The 22,196-nt window shown below is 48.5% G+C and carries 20 protein-coding genes; 8 read left to right on the top strand and 12 right to left on the bottom strand.

Features of this window, described 5'->3' with window-relative positions:
* Nucleotides 1-142: 142 nt before the first annotated feature.
* Nucleotides 143-1,543 (top strand): amidase, encoded by a 1,401-nt coding sequence (locus J4G07_04470; GenBank protein ID MCE2413233.1) that lies wholly within the window; start codon nucleotides 143-145, stop codon nucleotides 1,541-1,543.
* A 14-nt stretch (nucleotides 1,544-1,557) separates the two neighbouring features.
* Here J4G07_04470 and J4G07_04475 read toward each other — a convergent pair whose 3' ends face one another.
* Complete coding sequence (locus tag J4G07_04475) at nucleotides 1,558-2,586, bottom strand: SMP-30/gluconolactonase/LRE family protein (protein MCE2413234.1); 1,029 nt, start codon at nucleotides 2,584-2,586, stop codon at nucleotides 1,558-1,560.
* A gap of 182 nt (nucleotides 2,587-2,768) precedes the next feature.
* On the opposite strand from J4G07_04475, the gene J4G07_04480 reads away from it, so the two are divergent.
* A complete protein-coding gene (locus tag J4G07_04480; protein ID MCE2413235.1) occupies nucleotides 2,769-2,987 on the top strand; it encodes a type II toxin-antitoxin system HicB family antitoxin in 219 nt (72 codons plus the stop codon).
* Between the two features lie 249 nt (nucleotides 2,988-3,236).
* Here J4G07_04480 and J4G07_04485 read toward each other — a convergent pair whose 3' ends face one another.
* The 11 genes from J4G07_04485 to J4G07_04535 form a co-directional block, all read right to left on the bottom strand.
* On the bottom strand, nucleotides 3,237-4,253 hold the full coding sequence (locus J4G07_04485) for a Gfo/Idh/MocA family oxidoreductase (GenBank protein ID MCE2413236.1): 1,017 nt from the start codon (nucleotides 4,251-4,253) through the stop codon (nucleotides 3,237-3,239).
* A gap of 126 nt (nucleotides 4,254-4,379) precedes the next feature.
* A complete protein-coding gene (locus J4G07_04490; GenBank protein ID MCE2413237.1) occupies nucleotides 4,380-6,305 on the bottom strand; it encodes a hypothetical protein in 1,926 nt (641 codons plus the stop codon).
* Nucleotides 6,306-6,367: 62 nt separating this feature from the next.
* Nucleotides 6,368-8,143, bottom strand: coding sequence for a UvrD-helicase domain-containing protein (locus J4G07_04495; GenBank protein ID MCE2413238.1), 1,776 nt, complete (start codon nucleotides 8,141-8,143; stop codon nucleotides 6,368-6,370).
* A gap of 90 nt (nucleotides 8,144-8,233) precedes the next feature.
* Nucleotides 8,234-8,641, bottom strand: a complete 408-nt coding sequence (locus J4G07_04500; GenBank protein MCE2413239.1) for an HNH endonuclease — start codon at nucleotides 8,639-8,641, stop codon at nucleotides 8,234-8,236.
* A 14-nt stretch (nucleotides 8,642-8,655) separates the two neighbouring features.
* A complete protein-coding gene (locus tag J4G07_04505) occupies nucleotides 8,656-9,174 on the bottom strand; it encodes a hypothetical protein (GenBank protein ID MCE2413240.1) in 519 nt (172 codons plus the stop codon).
* A gap of 197 nt (nucleotides 9,175-9,371) precedes the next feature.
* Nucleotides 9,372-9,806 (bottom strand): hypothetical protein, encoded by a 435-nt coding sequence (locus J4G07_04510; protein MCE2413241.1) that lies wholly within the window; start codon nucleotides 9,804-9,806, stop codon nucleotides 9,372-9,374.
* 129 nt (nucleotides 9,807-9,935) lie between these two features.
* Complete coding sequence (gene purQ / locus J4G07_04515) at nucleotides 9,936-10,724, bottom strand: phosphoribosylformylglycinamidine synthase I (protein ID MCE2413242.1); 789 nt, start codon at nucleotides 10,722-10,724, stop codon at nucleotides 9,936-9,938.
* 179 nt (nucleotides 10,725-10,903) lie between these two features.
* Nucleotides 10,904-13,282 (bottom strand): phosphoribosylformylglycinamidine synthase subunit PurL, encoded by a 2,379-nt coding sequence (gene purL / locus J4G07_04520; protein MCE2413243.1) that lies wholly within the window; start codon nucleotides 13,280-13,282, stop codon nucleotides 10,904-10,906.
* Between the two features lie 160 nt (nucleotides 13,283-13,442).
* Complete coding sequence (locus J4G07_04525; GenBank protein MCE2413244.1) at nucleotides 13,443-14,264, bottom strand: phosphoenolpyruvate hydrolase family protein; 822 nt, start codon at nucleotides 14,262-14,264, stop codon at nucleotides 13,443-13,445.
* A gap of 251 nt (nucleotides 14,265-14,515) precedes the next feature.
* Nucleotides 14,516-15,910 (bottom strand): sulfatase, encoded by a 1,395-nt coding sequence (locus J4G07_04530; GenBank protein ID MCE2413245.1) that lies wholly within the window; start codon nucleotides 15,908-15,910, stop codon nucleotides 14,516-14,518.
* A 161-nt stretch (nucleotides 15,911-16,071) separates the two neighbouring features.
* A complete protein-coding gene (locus J4G07_04535; protein MCE2413246.1) occupies nucleotides 16,072-16,878 on the bottom strand; it encodes a phytanoyl-CoA dioxygenase family protein in 807 nt (268 codons plus the stop codon).
* 213 nt (nucleotides 16,879-17,091) lie between these two features.
* Between J4G07_04535 and J4G07_04540 the strand changes: the two genes are divergently transcribed.
* The 6 genes from J4G07_04540 (at nucleotide 17,092) to J4G07_04565 (ending at nucleotide 22,168) form a co-directional block, all read left to right on the top strand.
* Nucleotides 17,092-17,724 (top strand): transcriptional regulator, encoded by a 633-nt coding sequence (locus J4G07_04540; GenBank protein MCE2413247.1) that lies wholly within the window; start codon nucleotides 17,092-17,094, stop codon nucleotides 17,722-17,724.
* A gap of 47 nt (nucleotides 17,725-17,771) precedes the next feature.
* Complete coding sequence (locus J4G07_04545; GenBank protein ID MCE2413248.1) at nucleotides 17,772-18,362, top strand: 4Fe-4S dicluster domain-containing protein; 591 nt, start codon at nucleotides 17,772-17,774, stop codon at nucleotides 18,360-18,362.
* Nucleotides 18,363-18,416: 54 nt separating this feature from the next.
* The gene (locus tag J4G07_04550; GenBank protein MCE2413249.1) at nucleotides 18,417-18,971 is read left to right on the top strand and encodes a hypothetical protein; all 555 of its coding nucleotides are present in this window, start codon (nucleotides 18,417-18,419) and stop codon (nucleotides 18,969-18,971) included.
* A gap of 148 nt (nucleotides 18,972-19,119) precedes the next feature.
* Nucleotides 19,120-19,551 carry an ATP-binding protein gene (locus tag J4G07_04555; GenBank protein MCE2413250.1) on the top strand — a complete coding sequence of 144 codons (432 nt, stop codon included), beginning with the start codon at nucleotides 19,120-19,122 and terminating at the stop codon, nucleotides 19,549-19,551.
* A 199-nt stretch (nucleotides 19,552-19,750) separates the two neighbouring features.
* Entirely contained in the window at nucleotides 19,751-20,092 is a 342-nt protein-coding gene (locus J4G07_04560) for an STAS domain-containing protein (protein ID MCE2413251.1), read from the top strand.
* A gap of 108 nt (nucleotides 20,093-20,200) precedes the next feature.
* The gene (locus J4G07_04565; GenBank protein MCE2413252.1) at nucleotides 20,201-22,168 is read left to right on the top strand and encodes a SpoIIE family protein phosphatase; all 1,968 of its coding nucleotides are present in this window, start codon (nucleotides 20,201-20,203) and stop codon (nucleotides 22,166-22,168) included.
* Nucleotides 22,169-22,196: the final 28 nt, after the last annotated feature.

Consider the following 22,196-nt stretch of genomic DNA (forward strand, 5'->3'; position numbering starts at 1 on the left):
GGGCATATTGGCGGTTTAGTCTCTGCAACGGCGTGCCTGTCCCTAAAGACGCTCTGGAAAATGCAGACGAGCGGTTGATGCGTCTCTTAGGGCGCCCGCGTGTGAGTGATTTGAATTAAGGAACTCAGAAACGAGGAAAAACATGGCTGAAACACCACTTCACTTCAAAACGATTACCGAGATCTCGGAAGCGATAGCCTCAAAACAGGTATCACCTGTGGAGATTACGACTGCACTGTTGCAACGTATCGACGAACTTGACGGTCGATTGAAGAGTTATGCGACGGTGATGGCGGATTCCGCTATGACTGCCGCGCAGGCGGCAGAGCGGGAGATTGAATCTGGGACGTATCGCGGTCCCCTGCACGGTGTGCCGATTGCGGTGAAGGATCTCTGCTTCACGAAGGGTGTCCGCACGATGGGTGCGGCGAAAGTACTCGCGGATCATGTTCCATCGTTTGATGGGACTGTTATCGAAAAACTTGAAGCAGCGGGTGCGGTGCTGCTTGGCAAACTCAACCTGACCGAGGGCGCGATGGGAGGTTACAACCCTGAATTTGATATTCCCAAAAACCCATGGAATCCAGACCGATGGACAGGCTCATCCTCGAGCGGTTCTGGAGTCGCGACGGCGGCAGGATTGTGTTTCGGCTCACTCGGCAGCGACACAGGCGGTTCCATCCGTTTCCCTTCAGCGGCGTGTGGTATTGTGGGAATAAAACCGACGTGGGGGAGAGTCAGTCGTTATGGCGTGCTCGCGCTCGCAGAGTCGATGGACCATGTCGGTCCAATGACGCGAAGTGTTGCTGATGCGGGGATTATGCTTGAAGCAATCGCTGGGTTCGATCCGAATGATCCGACCTCTCTGCCGAATCCTGTCCCGAATATGCTGGAGGGAGTTGGGCAGGACCTCCAAGGTATTCGCGTCGGATTCGATGAAAACTATGCCACGAACAACATCGATGTTGAACTCGCTGAAGCCGTTCGTGCTGGCGTGGAAGTCTTAGCGGATCAAGGTGCTGAAATTGTTGAAGTACAACTGCCGGATGTAGATGAATACGTCACCGCATGGCCCACGCTGTGTTCGACAGAGGCAGTATTAGCACACGCAGCTACCTACCCGTCCCAACGGGATGATTATGGTCCTTGGTTTCAAGGCTGGCTTGATATGGGAGCGAATGTGACAGGCGCGGGGTATGCCAAGGCAAACAATTTGAGAGCCGCCTGCACAGGGCATCTCAGGCGGGTGTTTGAGGGGATCGATGTGCTGGTTTGTCCGTCAATGTCAGCACCCCCACACCCCGTCACGCCTGAGATGTTGTACGGACGGTATGATGCTCGGGATCCGAAATTCCAGCGGTTCACTGTGCCGTATGACTACAACGGCGCACCGACACTATCTGTGCCGTGTGGCATGAATAGCGAAGGGTTACCGTTGAGTATTCAGTTTGTTGGAAAACACTTGTCAGAGCCGTTGTTGTGTCAGGTCGGGCATGCCTATGAGAATGCCACACCATGGCATGACCTCCATCCCGATGTATGAGCAGAACAGCGACGTTACTTCTGTGGCAGGTGATACCCCTCTTTCATCGTTTCGATGCTGTAGAGGCAATTTTCTGCGGTTATATAGAGCGTCTTGCTTGTTTTGCCGCGTCCAAAGGCGACGTTCGTGGGTTTATCAGGTGTCTTGACGGACGCCAGTTCCTCTCCTTCAGGTGTGTACACGCGGACTCCGGGGCGGGTATCATCACGCACTGCCACAAAGAGATTTCCTTCAGCATCAACCACCATACCGTCCGGACCGTCTTGTGGGGCATAGTCAACCAGCACTTTTCGGAAAGTTGCTGTGCCTTCGGGTGAGAGGTCATAAGCGAGGAGTGCCATACGTCCATTAAGCAGTGGGATCTCATCGGGGAAGCTTCCCATCGCGCCGTTGTCGTGACTAATAACGTAAAGGGTTCGCTGGTCTGGGGACACCGCTACACCATTCGGTTTACCCGCATCTGTAACGACGAGATGAACAGAACCGTCTGGATCAATCCGGTAGACCCCAAAAATGGGTTGTTCAACGGGTTCGCTTCCTGCGTACCGAGGATCTGTAAAATAGATGCGTCCCTGCTCATCAATCGACAGGTCGTTCGGCGAGTTAAAGGGTTTTCCGTTATAGAGACCGGCAATAATTTCGCTTTTACCAGTCGTCATATCTGTTCGAGTAATCCTACGTCCCCCAAAATCCGCGCCTTCTGCGACAACCAAGCGGCCGTGTGCGTCAAATTTTGTGCCGTTAGACATCCCACTGGGAGAACGGAAAATGGTTGTTTCTCCGGTCTCTGGATTGTGTTTCCAGATATTCCCGGCTTGCATATCCGTCTGATCGGTGAAAGTGATGTCACTGAAATAGACCGTCCCGTCCGGCGCGACGGAGACACCTTCCGTAAAATGTGCGCCGTTGAAAAGTTCTTTAAGTTCGGCATCTGGGGCAAAGATGGCATTGTGGCTGGCGGCATTCCCAATCAACCCAGGTGCTAACGCTAAACCTGCAGCAATAGCAGATATGAGAGATTGTGACATATTTAGATTCGGCATATTTAATCTCCTTTGTTGCTAACCGTGAACAACGATCCCGGCGCGTGTGCAAAAAATATACGCTACTTATGCATCCTTGTCAACAGAAATTCTGTAAAAAAATTGCATTTTAATCTAACTATCAAGTATACTATCAGTGTAGTATTAGCCATGATATAGTGATACGAAAAGAGGCTACGAAGATGAAATTTAACGCAGTTTTCAAAAAAGTCCCAGAGGGTTACATCGGATTTGTCGAAGAATCGCCCGGTGCGAATACACAAGGTAAAACGCTTGAAGAAACGAGGGCAAATCTCCGAGAGGCTATCGAACTGACACTTGAGGCGAATCGCGCCCTTGCGGAAGAAGACATCGCGGAGTTACAAGATGTCATTCGGGAGCCTATTTCTGTGCGTTTATGAAAAGACGCGATTTCGTTCGCCATCTTGAAAAGAATGGTTGTGAATTCTTTCGCGAAGGTGGTAACCATACCATCTATGTTAATCGCCAAACCCGGAAGGTCGCGCCTGTGCAAGGCACCGGGAATTGAACAAATTCTTAGTGAGAAAAATTTGTAAAAGCTTGGACCTTCCGCTTCCTCGAAGCAAGGAGTCCCGTGTAACCCTTGTATTTATTCAGGGACAGGATCCTACCACACATCCCGAAGGTTATTAACCCATCGGATGCGGACCGTGGGTTATCACATCCTGTCGGGCATGTGCGTAAACAGCATCTTGGATTTCAAGGATACACACCGCATCGACGACCGTCGGCTCGAAGGTGCCACCGTCTCGGATTGCGTCAAGTGCAGCACTCATCACACCTTGAATCCTTGCCCCATGCGAGATGTCCTCGCTGAACCGGACCCCTTCGGTTGTATGCACTTCAATCAGAGGTTCACCGTTGCGACCGTACTGCTCAAATACAGATGCCTTCGTTCCAATGAATCTAAAGAAATGATCGCCACCGCGCGTCCCTGACGGATAGTTATAACCTGATTCAATTATGCCCGTGATACCGTCTTCTGTTCGTAGTACACCCACACCACTGTCCTCCACACCACGGCTATGCATGGCGTTGGACATGACCGCACCAACGACTCTTATTTCTCGATCGCCGACAAATTGAAGGAATGTATCGATACCGTGTGCCGCTTCGACTGCCCAACAACCGCCACCCGATATACTCGGATTGCTATGCCACGCCGAAGGTGTCGGATCGTAACGGGACGGGGGTCCGTTGTTCAATCTGCTATTGTAGAGGACGAGGTCCCCGAGACTTCCATCAGCGACCATCTCTTTGACGACGCTCACGATTCGGCTCGCACGATTCGGTAGCACAAGCGCGCTGAAGACGCCGTGCTTTTCAGAGGCTTCAGCGGCTGGACGCAGCCGATCCGCACAATCCGCGAACGGTTTGTCCAAGAGGTAGGGGATACGCCGGTCTACGCATGCCTGTACATGATCCGGCATCTCGATGTGTTTTCCGGCAACGAGTGCCGCGTCGGGTTTGCTTGCGTCAAGACATGCTGTTGCCATCTCATATCCCGGACATTGAAAATCGTCTGACAACTGTTGTCGAGGTTCCGCTTCGGCATCCATGACACCTACAATCTCGTGTCCGAGTCCATGCGCCGTGCGTGCCATACTGCGCCCGTGGTGACTATAGGAAAGAACGACCAATTTCATATTTTATCTCCTTTTTTCGGCTGTCGGCTCTCGGCTTTCAGCCATCAGTAGCTCATGTGGTAGTTGCTATCCCTTTCTCCGCCACAAGAAAACTCTTTCTGACTGCTGACAGCCGATTGCTGACGGCTATCTATAAAATGAATACATCGGCATTCCTGTAACAAGTCGAATCAGGACCCATACGCCACCCACCATGAATTCGCCGAGTATTAGTCCTAAAAAGAGTGGATACGCTTTGCGATAGAGACGAATCCCACCCACTTTCAGCAAGATTGTTTTGACACCCCAACTGATGAGTATCGAAAACCACAGCCGACCGATCGTTGATTTTTCACCAGCGACCATATACCCAGCAGGATGGAAGGGCCAGAACGGAAACAGCGTTCGCAGCCACCAAAAAAAACCAGTGAAGAGTGCACCGATACCAATAAAAATCACGGCAGGAACATCGGTGTCAACTGGGTGGTAGATCCAACTCTGCAAAAGGTTATAACCACCTGTGCCGAGATCACTCACAACACCGATGTTGTACCCGACCACAAGATACGCCCAAAACGATGCCAGAATCCCGATCACAGCGGCGAACATCATCGCTACGATGAGTCTGCCGGAACGCATGCCTGTTTCCTCTGCGAGTTTGAAGCCTTCAAGTGTATGTGGCATCGGATGGGCGCGTGACCCACGGTTGAAGGTTAGATAGAGACGCATCATCGTTAAACTACCGTGCGAAATCAATCGGGTCCCAAAAATATCTGTGAGGATATCGTGAGGTGTTGCATACGTCCGTATCGTCGGGGGTCCGACTTCAGCACGGATACGCGTCAGACTCATCGCTAACAGGTAATAGATTAAGAAGTAGAGTCCGATTGTCCAGAATGCCATTCCACCTTGTCGTGAAAAAGCGAATAGGAAAAACAAACCGCAGACTAACCCAATTGCCGCCCAGCGATAGCGTATCGGTTCTCTACTGTCGTCGATGTCGCCGGGTGAATTACGCCACCGAAAGATATACTTGAGAATCCTAAGAAAGTAGCGTCGTCCGCCCCAAATTGCGAGACATGCAAGCACAAGATACCCTCCCATCACCTGTTGCCAGTCATAAGGAAATCCCGGCATTACGTCAAGACCGAGCGCGCTGCCGAGTATCCGTTGTGCTTTCCAGAACCAGTAAAAAAACCAAATTGAAAATGACATTTCCAATGGCATCAGATACGCGAGTCCAACAGCAAACGAACGGACATAAACCGGGGTCCATCCCATTGAACTCCACGGTTTCTGTGTGAAGAATTGACCCAGTTCAGCGTGCCGCACCGGGATTTCAGGAATTTCAGGGAAAAGCACATGAAGACCATTGATAAGGTTGATACCGCCTGCAATCGAAAACCCAAGCCACATCATCGGTGATCGGAAAAGCCGTCCGTCAAGCCTTGTCATTTCTAATGGCAATTGCACGATGGGATACGTCAACCGTTCATGCTCAATCCACTGTTTTCGGAGAAAAACGTCCAAGCAGATCATCACCCAGATCAGGACGGTCAGAAAGAGAGTCCACCAGAGAATCGGACGCAGCCATCCCCGCAGATGCACCATTCTGTAAATAGTACTCTCTCCGTCGTAGAACGCTTGCAGGCTTGCCATATCATTAGATGTGAGCCACGCAGGAAGATACCGCCAAAACAGTTGTTTCCACTCATTTTCAGGGGTTGCAAACCAGAACGCATCGGATATCGTTGGGATAACGGTTTGCATCATATCGTGTCCTGCAATCGCTGAGGAGAGCGACAGCATCACAAAGACCGTTAAAAGTTCACCCTGTCTCAAAGCAAACCGTGGTAGAAACCGATTCAGCAAAAGATTGAACGGGATGAGCACCATCAACGTGATAATCACGTTATAGATGAGGGACATCGTCGTTGGGAGGGTGCTCCAGAATTTGAGGTGGTTTGCCATGATGAAGTAGGTATTCACTGGAATCAGTAGCAAACCGAGTATGATGGCGCGAACCGTTACGCCCGGATGGGAATTTTGATTTTTTTGTGTTGCGTTTGCCATAGAGGGACTGGACTTAGGATTTGTAATGGAGCAATTTATTACCGATGATTATAGCACAATTCCTATTTTACATCTCCCTCTTTTTTCAGTTTCCTTCTGGCACGCCAATACGCAAACTGTCGGAGATAGTAACCAGTATTCTTGCGGATTTTCTCAAACTCTGGCACGAACGGACACGTCCCGCCGAGTACGACTAATTCCACCTTGGCACGCGTCATCGCAACATAGAAGACACGACGCTCTTCTGCAAGGTTGTTATCACGACGCGGGAAACGACGCTCCAATGTGTTATGGACGAGAATAACCTTTTCCCATTCCCTACCTTTGGCTTTATGGATCGTCGTCACTTCAACAGGATCCGCGTGCTTGGAAAGCATTTGTTGAATCTGGTCGGTTTCGTAGTTGGTGCGCGCCAAAACAGCGGTTTCTTGAGATGATTTCAATTCACGGCGTAGGATGATTTCTACAGTCTCAGGGGTTGTCTCTACAATTTTTATTTCCTGCTGTAGCGGATTATGGGCACGAAGGTTTTTGCTGATTCGAGGCTCGTTACGCTCAATCAAGGCTCTTGCGTGTTCAACGATGGTTGACGTGGAGCGATAGTTCCGCGTAATTTCATATTTTACCACATCCTGACGAGCGGTAAATTCCTGCATAATTTCGGAATCGCCACCACGAAATCCGTAAATCGCTTGGTCGTCGTCGCCGACAGCAAAAAGGTTCTCCGATAAGAGTGAAATCAGTCGGAAATCGGCGGGTGCGATGTCTTGGAATTCGTCAACGAGAAGATATGGGTATTTATCACGGTAGGTTTGGCGAAGATCCGGACCCGTTTCAAGTAGGTTTGCGGCATGGATAACCATATCCTCGAAATCAATAGCGTTTCCCTCGGTTTTGAGCGTCTCATATTTTACGGCAAATGCTTGTGCTACGGGGTCATCAAGCGTTGTTGGGTCAAACAAGCCTTCGGTAACGTGCCGTTTCGCTTGCATAACGGTTTCTTTTATGTCGTTGAAGCGATCGCGCAGGTTCTCAAAGTCAGGATCTCTATCAAGATGTTCTTTGTATGGAATCTCGAAATGCTGGCAGAACATTTCGAGAATGAGTTGGTTGCTGTACTGCCCCCGCAACGGATCGGCGCGATTAAACACACCTTCACGGTTTCTATAGAACACAATCCAGTGTGCTTCGCGGCGATTTGCCTGTTGGCCCGGCAACGATTCAAGCACTTTAAAACTGAATTGTGACGCTCCTTCAGATCGGATCGCTTGTCGAAGTCTGTCGTTTGATGAGTGGTCAAAGTGTTCCTTCCGTCGTCGCTCTGGGTTTGTCGTTTGTCCGATATAGCATCTGCCGGTGCTTTTGCTCTCTATTTTATAGATGGCAACTGAGGTGGTGGAGGCTTCCCGTTCAATCTGCGTCTGTTCTTGTGCGATGATTTTATCTATCTGCCCCGTCCATACCTCAGGCTCATGATTAAATCCGGCGCGCTCATAGTTTTCAGTGATAATGTCTTTACCGAAAGCGTGAAGTGTCCGAATTTTCGGCTTTATGTGTGTTTCGGTATTATCAGAGGATTGTGACGACGTGAGTTCTCGCTCTTCTGTCAAGCAAGATTTGGCTTGCAAGCTACGCCAAATACGCGTCTCCATTTCTTCAACTGCTTTTCTATTAAAGGCAATCGCGAGGATGTGTGGAGGTAGGATTTTGTGCGTCTGGATAAGGTTCAGGATCCGTGCTGTTACGACTGTCGTTTTACCGCTACCGGGTCCTGCGATGACGATAGCGGGATCTGTAATGTGGTTTACGGCTTTTTCTTGGTTTCTATCAAGTCTCATATTTTCGGACAGTTTAAGTGAAAAATCTCCGAAGGTATCGGAAGTATTTCAAGAATCAACACTCATCGGATGACTGTTTTTCTGAGGTTTTTATAACACTTCGAGTTTTACCAAATTCCGACGCGCTCGAATCGGTTGTTTAGCATTCATTAGGAGTACTTCGACTGTTGTTCGCCCTATTGATGTTTGTCCTGCAATCTCTCCAGTCTCTCGATTTAAAAGAAAATGAACTGTCCAGCCATCAATCCGGGGGTTGAAAAGTCTAACATCCGTTCCTGTGAGTGGGTCAATCCCATTTTCGCGCGTAGCTTTGTGTGCATTACAGTGTGAACAGGCAAGTGCCAGATTGTTGAGTTCTGTCGGTCCGCCTGCCGATCTTGGCACAATATGCTTAACTTGAAAGGAGGAAGGGGAAAATTGTTCTGGATAGTGGCAGTACTCACACCGTTCATTTGCGCGGCTTGCCACAGACCTGCGCAACGGATTACCTATACGCATATATCACGCCTCGCTTATGATAAAAGCCGTCTCTCCAATGTTTCAAGGTTTTGGATTTGGAGTTCCTGCTCTTCAGCGAGGAGTGCTTCCATTTCTTTTTTCGCTTCCGATTCTAACACTGTTTCATTGTTGAATGCGAGAAGTTCTGCCAAACGTTCCTGTTTTTCAATAGCGAGAGACTTAAACCCAAAACTAACGTGTCCCTTCTTAATCATTCCAGCCACATCCATCTCTGTGCTTAAAACTTCGCCGGTATTAGCATCAACGAGTATCTCACCAACTTCGACAGGAGGCGCGACGTTGGTGAAAATGGGAACGACCCAAGTAGGCGGTGTTGATTGTTTAAGAATAGGTTCTCTTACCGTTAAGCATCTACCAGCGCGCTTTTGTAAAAAGGTTAGGGCAGCACCTCTTGCTTCGTCGCGCTTGAGTTGAAACAATACCAGTTCTTCAAGGGAGGTATCAGACACTTTAGCTTGCTGTGCCAATTTTTCATAGAGGTAATCTGGTAAGGAAATTGTAACCGGACGCATGTTGAATTCTCCAGTAATCGTTCTGAGTCTGCCCATTCTTACATAAAGTTTACCATATCTGTGACGAATTTTCAACCAACGTTCAACAGGAGTTGCTTCTACCAAGAGGTTTTTCTTATTCCATTTATGGTAAACTTTAGAATTAATTGTACACTCTGCACCGGCGAGGTTTGCTTATTTTTTTGGTTTACCATATACTACTTCGGCATGCGCCGCACCCATAACAGCAGTGCTACATTCATTGCACCGATAAAGCCGAAAACATAGGATTGGATGCCTACCAACGTCTCAAGCGAGCGGATGAGGAAGGGACAAAGAATGGGTAAACCGAGTGCCAAACAGGTGTAAAAGGTCAGCAGTTTCGCACCTTTCGCTTCCCAGAAGGTTATCTGCCGTTTCAACACCTGTAGATACGATTGATCCCACAGACGAGAGGTCCACTTCCCCTGCATGAAACCTAAACCGATCCCTAAACCGTAGCCGAAACTCGACCACCGTATGTCAATCCGGACATCCTGTGAAACGACAAACGCCCAAAGCAGTTGTCCTAACACCGAAAGAATTATAAATGCCCAAAAGACAGGCAATTTCATATAGAATGGGAGTAGACGCCGATATAACTTATTTGGCATTTTTTATTATCGGGGTTTCGATCCGTTTTTTCCGAAGTCAAAAACGGGCTCGCGCTTAACTTAGAAGTTATCCAGAGATGATGACTGAAAAAACGGATAAAGGCGAGAATTGCGATATAGAGATCGTTCCTACAGAAGATTCGATTTGACGTAATTAACCGCATTTTTGAAGATAACCAATCCGTCGCCTTCATCGGAACGGATCTCCTGAGTTTTAGCAGGTTTCCGTGTCCAGCGGGGATGGTTCCATTTTGTTAGGAACCGTTCTGGATGGGGCATTAATCCGAAAATTTTGCCTGTTGCATCGCAGATTCCTGCAATATTGCTATCGGAACCGTTCGGATTGTCAGGGTATCTACTCTCGGCGTATCGAAACACGACCTGATTGTTCGCTTCCAATTCTGACAGCACATTCGCTGGTGCAGTAAATCTACCTTCAGCGTGCGCAACGGGGAGATAAACCCGCGCTTTGACTCCCTCTGTAAAGACACATGGGCTTTCTTGCGTTTCCAGATCCACCCACCGACACTCGAATTTCGCTGAGGTATTCATCGCTAATGTCGAGCGCTGCGCCATCTCTGAGGTATCGTTCCCGGGCAGTAAGCCTGTTCGCACAAGCACTTGAAACCCATTGCAGATGCCAATTATTAACTTACCATCTGCGACAAATTGATTCAGCGCGTTTGTGAGTTTGTGTTTCATCTCGACCGCCAATAGGATACCCGCCGCAATATCATCGCCGTAGGAGAATCCACCGGGGATCGCGAGAATTTGATAGTCGGCAAGGTTAACTCTACCTGATATGAGATTTTGGATATGCACCAATGCTGTCTCTGCACCTGCGAGTTGGAACGCCATATCCGTTTCGGCATCGCAGTTCGTGCCTGCTGTTCGTAAAATGAGTGCCTTTGGTTTCATATTTTTAACTTTCCTTGCGGTTCGGTCAGGTCAGTTGGAGGCTTCAAGCGTTTTTTCCGTATATCCGCACTCCACTTCGTTTCAGACTTGTTTTCTTGTAGGGGCATGTTTCCAAATCCAGTTGCGACGTGACCAAAAACCTGCAAGGACAACGGACGCAGCAGCCCAGACGTACATAATTAAAAATCCTGCCAGGCAGATTTGAGATTCTCAATTGACGCTTCGACTATCGAGCGTCCATTCTTTCCTTTGATAACAAATTCGGATGTATCTGAAACGGTGCCAAGACAGCCGATCGGTATTCCCGCCATGTGGTTTTCGTAGGCACGTTGGTGGTGCGGTTCAACCTCTACAAGAAAGCGGCTATTTGATTCTGAAAACAGGAGGAAATCGTCGGCATCAATTTCTTCACCTGTAGGTATGTCGTCAAGACTCAGAGACATTCCATAGCCACCTGCAAATGCCATTTCCGCCACCGCTACACCGATACCGCCTTCAGAACAGTCATGGCACGAGCGCACCCATCCACTGTTGATAGCAGTACTGAGACGTTCCATCGTCAACTTCCCTTCACTTGGACGAATAGCAGGGGCAGTGTTTCCGACAAACCCGTGGATGTTGAAGTAGTGCGAACCGCCTAACTCAGCATAGGTATTGCCTACGACATAAATGAGATTTCCCGGCGTTTTCACGTCCATTGTGACGGCGTGTTGAATGTCGGGCATAACGCAGATAGCGGATATAAGGAGTGTCGAAGGGATGGCGCGTTGTTCACCGGTCGTGGTATCTCTGTACTCATTGTAGAGACTGTCTTTACCGGAAATAAAGGGCGTGCCGTAAGCAGTTGCGATGTCATAACAGGCTCTCGCTGCACGGACGAGTTCACCGAGCCGGTCAGGTTTGTCCGGATTCCCCCAACAGAAATTGTCCAATAACGCAGTCTTTTCTAACGTTCCCCCGACAGCGATGATATTCCGCAAAGCCTCGTCAATCGCTGCTGCTGCACTGAGATACGGATCTACGTCGCTATATTTCGGATTGATGCCGTTCGCAACGATGACACCGGTTCGACTACCTAAGACGGGAGTTGTGACGCATGCGTCGCTCGGTCCGTCGTTTTCCACACCGACAAGCGGATTGATAACCATACCGCCTTGGACACCGTGGTCGTATTGCCGGATAACGGATTCTTTGCTCGCGATGTTTGGACTTGCGAGAAGGCGTTCGAGGTCATTGGTATAATTTACCGTTTCTTCATCTCGCGATGCCATATCTGGGTGCTTCGGCGGCTCCCAAACCGCCTCTTTCACAGGCATCGGCAGTCCGTTGTGCAGAAACTCCATCTCCAAGTCGGCAACTATTGTGCTTTCATAGAAAACCTGTAATCTATGCGTATCTGTGAAGGTCCCGAGGACTGTGGCTTCAACGACTTCTGCCTCGCATATTTCCATGAGTTCATCTAAATTCTCAGGTGGCACAGCGATGACCATGCGCTCCTGTGCTTCCGAGAGCCAGATTTCCCATGGTGCAAGCCCTTCATACTTCAGAGAGACACGTTCGAGGTGCACTTCTGCCCCTATATCTTCTCCCATCTCTCCCACAGCAGACGAGAACCCGCCAGCACCACAATCGGTGATGGAGCGGTAAAGATTTCGGTCCCGCGCCTGTAACAACGCATCAACAATCTTTTTTTCCACAATCGGGTTGCCGATCTGGACCACACTACCAAGGCTTTCAGACGTATCGTCCAATTCCGCGGAGGAGAAGGTAGCACCGTGGATTCCATCGCGCCCTGTTTGTCCACCGATCGCAACTACCAGATCACCGGGTTCAACGGATTTCTCGCATCTGTTTCTCGGTATTAAACCGACATTTCCACAGAAGACGAGGGGATTTGCGGTATAACGGGCATCAAAAAGGATAGCACCGTTCGCCGTAGGGATACCCATCCGGTTGCCGTAATCGCGCACGCCAGCGACAACCCCTTTAAATACACGCTTCGGGTGAAGCGAGCCTTTTGGTAGTTCCGCATAGGGTGTATCCGGCATCCCGAAACAGAAGACATCCGTATTAAGAATCGGCTTCGCACCAAGTCCTGTACCGAGCGAGTCACGAATTACGCCGCCTATTCCAGTCCCGGCACCCCCATACGGTTCGATCGCTGACGGATGATTGTGTGTTTCGACTTTGAAAACGAGGTTGAATTGCTCGTCGAATTCGATGATACCGGCGTTGTCTGAAAAGACAGAAACACACCACGGCTTTGCTATCTCCTCAGTCGCACGTTGGATGAAGGTTGGAAACAAACCCTCAATCTGCTCTGGGGCTTTGCCTTCTTCGGAATAGAGGATGGTGCTTTTGAACGTTTTATGAACGCAATGCTCAGACCACGTTTGGGCGATGGTCTCTATTTCTACATCGGTGGGATTGCGTCCGAGGGTTCCGAAGTGGGTTTGAATTGTTTGCATCTCGTTCAAACTCAAGGACAACGTCCCTTCTCGGCTAATACGCATCAACTCGGTGTCATCGGCAGTTAAAATCTCTATTTCTTTGACCATATTTAATTTTACCTTGCGGGAGAACAACTGGATTTGGGCTTTAACACGCCTTCCTAAATATCCATCTGCGCCTGCTTCTCAGTGAGAATGCAGGCTACGGGTTTGGCTAATTTTGCTCTGGAGAATCCGCAATTGCTTGAAACTCGCGGAAGTCTTGTATCTATTCCTTGAAGGAAGCCGTAACCCGCGGAATACTCTCTTCACAGGCGAACCGTTCAATGCTGGAAGCCCCCACGAAGCCGACGGCATCCGTCTTCTCGTTGATAAACGCCGCCTCTGGTGCTTTCGAGATGGGACCGCCGTGTGCTAAACAGATAACATCTGGGTTCACGGCTCTTGCAGCATCGCAAATCTCCTGGACGCGCACCGCTGCATCTTCGAGCGTGAAAGCCGTTTCCGCCCCGATAGTGCCGCCTATCGTCGTTCCCATGTGTGCGATGATCACGTCCGCGCCGACCTTTGCCATGTTTTCGGACTCTTCTGTGTTAAAGACATAGACGATAGTGAAAAGATCCATCTCGTGCGCGATCCCGATTGTTTCTACCTCTTTGTAGAAGCCCATTCCCGTCTCTTCAAGCGTTACGCGAAAAGTTCCGTCGATCACGCCAACAGTGGGGAAGTTATTAACGCCGTCGAAACCGACATCGCGGACCTGTTTGAGGAAGTTGCTCATCCGACGCGTTGGATCTGTGCCGTTAACCCCAGCAATAACAGGAGTCTCTTTAACAACCGGGAGAACTTCACGTTCGCCCATCTCCATGACGATAGCATTCGCGTCCCCGTAAGCCAAAAGCCCAGCACAGGAGCCGAACCCCGACATCCGGTAGCGACCCGAATTGTAAATTACAATCAGGTCGGCACCCCCTTGTTCAGCAAATTTCGCAGTGATACCTGTTCCCGCACCGACTGCGAGTAAGGGTTTGTCTTTATCTAATTCTGTTTTCAGGCGTTCTAAGACCTGATCTCGTCTATAATCTGGCATATTTTAAATTTTCCTTGCGGTTCGGTCAGGTGGATTGGATATTGAAAGTCTTTCTCCGTAGACCCGCCTTCCATTATATTACAGGCTATGTTTTTAGTACTATGAAGATAACACATCCCAATTTTCCTTGCGGTTCGGTTAGGGGTGCTTAGTTTACACAGTCCGTTTCCGTATACCTCTCCATTCATTACGGACTATAAGCTTGCGGACAGGTACTGCAACCCCGCCCTCTGACAGCCGACTGCTGACTGCTATTCATCCCGAGATTTCGCCTGTAAACGTGCCGCTGCTCCTGCATCCCCGATGTGCATCGTATTGTATGCCTGCTCGGAGGTTTTGAACGGTCCGACACCTTTGTGCCCGTGCCAGTCGCCCTGTGTCATAATCGGATTCGTCAAGCCTGTCTCCTGTTCCCGCTGAAGAATCCAGCTTTTCATTCGTGTTTCGAGCACATTGACGATATCTGGATGTTCGTCAACGAGATTGTTATTCTCATCGGGGTCTTGGATAAGGTTGTAGAGTTCGACAGGAGGCTTGAAGTGGAAGTCCGGTTCAAGTGCAACGATGAGTTTCCATTCAGGGGTGCGCCAACCGTGCTTCCGCATCCACGTGCATTCTGTAATATAGAACTCACTGTCGTAAGAGGTTATCTCACCGTTCATTAAAGGCGTAAGGCTCTGTCCATCGAATGCGATGTCTGTTTCTATATCTGCTAATTCAAGAAGTGTCGGCACGAGATCCTTATGTTGATTGTATCCGGTAACCCGTTTTCCGGCAGGCACGCGCCCTGGATAACGGATAATGAGCGGCACATGCAAAGTGACATCGTAGATACCGTGATGATCGAACCAGCATTCATGGTCATAGAGGGTTTCGCCGTGATCTCCATTGATAACGACAATGGTTTCGTCCAACACGCCCTGCGTTTCAAGAGCATTAAAGAGCGTCTGAATACATGCGTCCATATAAGCGATTGCGCCGTCATATTGCGCAATGACGTAATCTTTATCAGTAATCCCCGGTGGCATCCATGAGGCAAAGTAATCGCAAAACGGTTTGAACGCCATCACCGGTTCCATAGAGGTGTTGCTCGGATCACACTCGTCCCCGTGATAGAACATCCATTCATAAGGGGCAGGCGGTAGGTACGGGGAGTGAGGATCCATGTGGCGCAGGAATAGGAAAAACGGTTTCTCGTCGCTCTGATCAATCAGTCGATTCAGTTCTGGGAGGGTTGTTTTATTGAGATTTTCAGCTTTCGGACTTCGACCGCTTTCGTCAGGTCCCCATCCAGAATATTCAAGGTAGGTGTCGAACCCACGTGCGCTTGGACCGCCGAACCCGACGCAAGTCGTATCGTAGCCTTCATCTCGGAGGATTTCTGCCAGCGTTTTAATTTCCTCGCGAAGGGGTCCTTGGTGCCGTAGCGCGACGACCTGCGTGCTGAACGTATCTAACCCAGTTAGCATTGATGCATAAGCACTCGTTGTTGGGATGTGTGGACTATAAGTTTTCTCAAAGAGGGTGCCACCCTCCGCAAACCGGTCGATGTGCGGTGATGTTAATCGGTGATACCCGTAGCAACTCATGTGTGTCGCGAGTAGCGAGTCAACTCCCATTAATACAATATTTGGCTGTTTTGCCATTTTTTAAATGTTCCTTGCGGTTAAACGATGTGGCTTGGGCTTAATCACTCTCCTCTCGGGAGCTGAAGAACCCCCGAGCAAAAACCCTCCACTTCGTTACAGGCTTGGTTTTTGGTGAAATGGGAACCATCAGATATTTGTAGGAAATCAGGGTTTACCCCTTAAGCGTCTTGGTCTTTATGCCAAATGAGCGCGTTCTGTTTGTCGTTGCTAAGGACATCACCAATTTCAAGAGATTTGAAATAGTCTTCGGGCAAGATGTTTCGCTTTCCGTTGAAAGTGCATCCATCGGGCATGAAACCACATGTCATCGCTCTACGGTGGTGGATCGTCATATTCGCACCTGCGCCGTGTGCAACGAGTCCGTTGTGCCAGGCAATAGAGCCTGCAGGACACGGGGCACATTGCGGTTCAATCTGTTTCCACTCTGGGTATACGTTAAACAGTTCACCAATATTTATTCCAATACCAACGTTATCAAAACGGGCTGTTTTATGGGTACCGGGGAGATACCACATACATCCGTTCGCAAGCGTGGCATCGTCCAGCGCAACCCAGAACGAGACAGCATCTCGTGAATCAAAGGACCAGTACGGGACATCAAGGTGCCATGCAGTGGGATTCCCGTGGGGCGGTTTAATCAGTGCTTGATCGTGCCAAATGCGCATGCCATCGACACCCGCTAACTGCGTTGCCATCTTACCGAGTCTCGGATCGTGCACCAGTTTCCGCATGCCAGCGTGTGTGTCTGACAGGCGAAGGCACTGCGTAAAAACACGTGCGTAAAACTGCTTGGCATCCATCTGGTTCGTCATAAATTCGACTGAGTTTCCGAGTCGTTCCTCAACGGATTCATCGGTGCAACGTCGCCACTCTGCCAATTCCTCAGCGTCCAGAAAGTTCTCAATGACAAGAAATCCGTTTTCCTGATAAAAATTAATTTGTGATTCGGTGAGTTCGTTCTGCATTCTCCGTCTTCTCCTTTCCGTCCTATTACGATCGGCTTTTCGATAAAGCCTTTACAAAATTGTATCACATACGCGATAAATAGACAAAAGAAAAAATAGTCCAGGTATCCAGTTGTATGTTGAATTATGTTGAATTTGTAAGTCCAATTGTGATATAATTTTAAAAAGCGAGAAATAGAATAATGTTTGTAAACTATCCTGCGAGGAAATCACATGAATTGTGAAATGAGCGAAACCCGAATGCGAATCCTGCAATTGCTGAAAATGCGTGCTGGCATGACTATCGGTCAGTTGAAAGAGGCATTGCACATCAGTCAGATGGGAGTCCGACAACACCTCGCCATACTTGAAACAGAGGGGTTGGTCGAGCACTACCGGGAAAAGCAGGGGCGTGGCCGTCCACCTTATATTTATCAATTGACCGATGCGGCAAATAGTCTCTTCCCCACGACTTACGCCAACTTTGCTGTTGGATTGATGCATGAAGTCGCCAAATTCAACGGACCCGGTTTCATCAACAAAGTCTTTCGAGGTCGGATGAAATCACAGTTACAGACGTATCAACAACGACTCCAAGGAAAAACGCTATCCGAACGGGTCATGGAACTTGCCCAAATCCGTGATGAAGAAGGGTACATGGCACGTTTTGACGAAAATGAAGACGATTACGTCTTAACAGAACATAATTGTCCGATTGCCTTGATTGCCCAAGAGTACCCGCACGTCTGCGAGATTGAAACAGCACTCTTCCGACAATCCTTGGGGGCGAAAGTCGTTCGGGTGGAACATCTTATGCAGGGAAGCCATAAATGTTGTTACCGAATTCCTAAAGCCAGCGAAGAATAAAGTGCTGTGCGAACGCGGGACACGACTCTCAGGGATGGAAGCTAAAGATGCCTGATGAAACGGGGAGACGCGGCTTTTTTAAGGAAGCCTTGAACCAACTTATCCAACCGGTCGCCGAATTTCTTGATGACCGGATAAGTGATCCTTTGCCCGCTGAGGAACCGAGGAACCGTCCGCTTTTTCGACCTCCGGGGGCATTGCCTGAAGCGGAATTTTTAGAAAAGTGTCATCGGTGTGGCAACTGCGTCAAGAATTGTCCTGCAAACGCTATTTTCCCTTTACAAACCTCTCAAACCGACATCACGAATACACCTTATATCGATCCTGAGGAACAGCCATGCGTCATCTGTGATTCATTGGCGTGCATGTATGTTTGTCCGAGCGGTGCTTTGCAAACCGTTTATGCCGAAGATATTAAAATCGGTTTGGCGGTTTTCAGTGCTGAAACTTGTCTTCGGACGAAAGACGTAGATTGTACTTACTGTGTCGATACGTGTCCGATTGGCGAGGAGGCAATTCATTTCACGTCAGATGGCATTGTAGAGGTTATTGATGCCGGATGCACAGGATGTGGGGTCTGTCAATACGCCTGTCCAACTTCACCAAAGTCGATAGTTATTCGGCCTATCGCTGCGTGAGATGTCTTGGTTTCGGATATATCTGATTGTCCGTCGCACCTTTCCGAAAGAAATATGTCTGTACTTATACAAATACTTATGCAGGGGACTTTAGGAGGACAAGACCTACGCGATATCAAACCGCCCTTAGAAATGTCGCAGCATCTACTGCCTTACTTCATCAGTGGCATAGTTATACTCGGTTTTGGAACTATCCTGCTGTGGTACTCTCTCCAAAAACGTCGTCAACCCCTGCCTCCCCCTGTACCGGATAAGAATGACACACCGTTAGCACACGAGGTCGCATACGAAAAACTGGCGGCGATTGAGACATCGGATTGGTTGAAGCATGGCGACATGGAGACCTATCATACCCAAATTGCTTATGTCCTCCGCCAGTATATTGACGCCCATTATCAGATTCCGGCGTTGGAGTTGACAACGACAGGATTGCTGCAGGCAATGCTAAATGCTGAAATAGCTGCACCATATATTGAAAAAACCCAGCAAGTGCTTACCAATTGTGATATGGTAAAATTTGCAACCTACCAACCGGAATTATCAGAGGCATCTGCACGCATAGCAGATGCCCGCTGGATTGTTGATGAAACAAAATCGCTCGCACCATAAAATTCTTGACATAATTTCAAAAAATATAGTATTATGTTTAATCAAGTTTTTCATAAACCTTTAATTTCCGGAAAGTGCCAACTTAGGTGAACGAATTTTATAGGCTTTTTAATATAAATGCAAGCCATAGCAAGGAGGGAAAATGAGCGTGTCAAATGAACACAAAGTACTCCTCACTATACCGATGTACCCTGACATGGAACTTGCCGCGGCGAAAACTGGTTCTGTCCTCGCAGAAATGAAGGACTTCAACGAAGATGCAGTAGAAGAGATTCAACTTGCTATCATTGAAACTTGTATCAACGCTTCTGAACATAGTCAAAGCGAGGATAAGGAAGTACATATTCAGTTTTTGGTTACAGACGATCGACTGGAGGTCAAAATTACAGATCGAGGCGTCGGTATAACCGCAGATACACTGGACGGCACCCGCTTACTTGGTAGGCCAACTGTGCACCCCGATTTACGTAAGCGCGGAAGAGGCTTACAAATTATTAGAGCTTTAATGGATGAAGTGGTTATAGAAAGCAGCCCGAACGGGACTACTGTTAGTTTCACGAAAAAGAAATCCTCCCAATAGGTTGCTGTGTCGTTATTGTGCAAACCCCTAAAGGCTTGCGGGACAATATATCTACAGTGAAATTTTGAACCCACTGCGTATAATTCACGAAATTGTGTTAAATGTACTGCTATAACGACACGTTATTCTAATATATCACGTTTCTATTTTGGGTCAGTTCGCAAGTCCATGTTAAGAACTTAAGGAGGAAGGCGATTTGTTGGACAAATTTGATATTCAAATTCGCGAGGCGAAAGAGCACGCGGTCATTGAAACAGCGGGATATCTGAATGATGCCCTCGGAGAGCAACTCTCCGAGAAAGCACAGGAACTCATTCAGAATGGTTGTACGCAACTCGTAATTAACCTTGAAAAAACATCACTCATTAACAGCATTGGTATATCTATACTTATTGAGATTATAGAGGCACTCACTGAACGCGAAGGCTCCCTGAATTTTTGTGGGTTGTCTGCCACACAGGAGCGCACATTCCGTATGATGGCAATTGCCAAATACGCAGGCATCTTCCCAGACGAAGAATCTGCTATTGCCAACCTATAACCTCCACGGATACCTTTTGGGGAGAATATGTTCCAGTGCATTAAGTACATGTTTGAGGGAACAGAAGACAACAGTAAATAAAAACCAATGTCATTTGGATGGAGCACTATGAAAGATCCGAGCAAACTTACGTCAGGAGACAGTTTGCAAGCCCATCAGACCCAAAATACCGCGGAGCAGACGATGGAGCGGCTTATTTTCAGTCTGTCCGAGTTAGAGCATCTGGGACAAACGTTAATCTCCGGACACAGCAACTTTAATCATTCAAGTAAAACCTATCTCCGAATCACGCTTGGAACTTTGCAAGTCACACGCGGCGCGATCCTCCGTTACCATCGGACGCGGCAGAATCTCGAAGTCGTTGCGGCATCACCTGATCACACATTTTTACCTATCACCGTTGAAGAAAGCGAAATCGAGGGGTTGCTGCAACATCCATTCATTGAGAATGCAAACCTCCCAGAATGTCTTGAGTCCTTCTTCGCTCGGACAGCTAACTTCGTCAAAACTACTGACATACGTCTTTGGATACCCCTAAAAATTCAAGATGAATTTCTCGGAATGATTGGTTTAGGCAGTTTTTTGGGCAGAGAGACATTGGAAACATGGGAGATGGAATTGTTAACAACCCTTGCGCACCAAATCTCGATCGCCATCGCTTATTCGCAAATGGTGGAGGGCATTCAAAGCGAAAAATTTCGATTGTTCATGCTCGCGGAAAGTGCCCCGCAAATCTGCCAGCTCCTACAACCTGAAGCTGCCTCAGAACAAGTCGTGCACCAGGCTGTTTCACTCTTAGATGCTAACGCTGGGGCACTTATGCTCTCGCGCCCGGAACGCCAAGAACTTGAGATGCACTACACTTTTCCAGAAACATTGGTTGAAAATCCCAAAGCCGATTCCGACGCTGACGGGACAGGGCAAGTCTCTATAGACTTGCGGGACAATGTTCCGTCTGGTGAAGAGGGACCTGTATCCTTAGAAACAACGTCTGTAGACATGTTGAAATCTGTTGTCAAGGAAGGATTGCCGGGGCACTGTTCACCAACATCCGACACCCTTTTCGGAGGAAAGAATTTGATGGCGGTCCCTATTCCTGGACGCGACGGTGACATTCTGGGAATCCTCGTTGTTGGTGATAAAGAGGAACGCGGGGGTATGATCACACCTTTTACCGATGAGGATGTTATCCTTCTTGATTCTTTTGCGAAACAGGCAGGTGTCGCTATTGAAAACGCGCACCTACATCAGGAAGCACTGGAGGCGCGCCAGTTACAAGCGGAAATGGAGGAAGCTCGCAAGATACAAGTGAACCTCATTCCGGAGACGCTGCCTCACATTCCGGGATACGAAATCGCAGGACATTATGAGCCACGCGGTCCCGTTGGCGGCGACTATTATGATTGTATCGCCTTGCCGACCGGATATTGGGGACTCGCAATTGCAGATGTTTCAGGAAAGGGCATGCAAGCGGCACTTCTCATGGCAACTCTACGTGCTGGGCTTATCTCTGAATTGTCACGTGGAAACGGCTCCACCGAGAAAGATTCAGAGCAAAACGCCCCAAGTGTGCCTGCCTTGTACGCTGAACTTACCGAAATGGCTTTGACACTGAACTCACTCCTTTATGCCAGTGGCACAGAAGAGAAATACGCTACCTTTTTCTACAGTCATCTTAACCCAGAAACGGACATCCTGACGACGATGAATGCAGGACATAATCCGCCACTGCTCATTAAAAAGGATGGCACCTATAAGTGGTTGGGTGAAGATATTGGCGGTATTCCACTCGGGATGTTCCCGAACGATATGGTTTCAAACATCGCTGAGTATGAAGCAGAGCATGTTCAACTCACAAGCGGTGATGTCGTTATATATTATACAGATGGTGTCACAGAAACCGAGAATGTTGACGACGAGTATTACGAGGAGGACCGACTCGTAGAGGATTCCAAAGCGTGCAAGGATTCTGATGCTGAGGGTATCCTCAAACATCTTCACGACGCAGTTATGAGGTTTCAGGGAGAAGCCGATCAGTTTGATGACCTTACCCTACTTATTTTGAGGAAACAGTGAGAATAGCAACCAGCCATCAGTAGTCGGC

It is taken from the genome of Candidatus Poribacteria bacterium (assembly GCA_021295715.1).
Classification (GTDB): domain Bacteria; phylum Poribacteria; class WGA-4E; order WGA-4E; family WGA-3G; genus WGA-3G.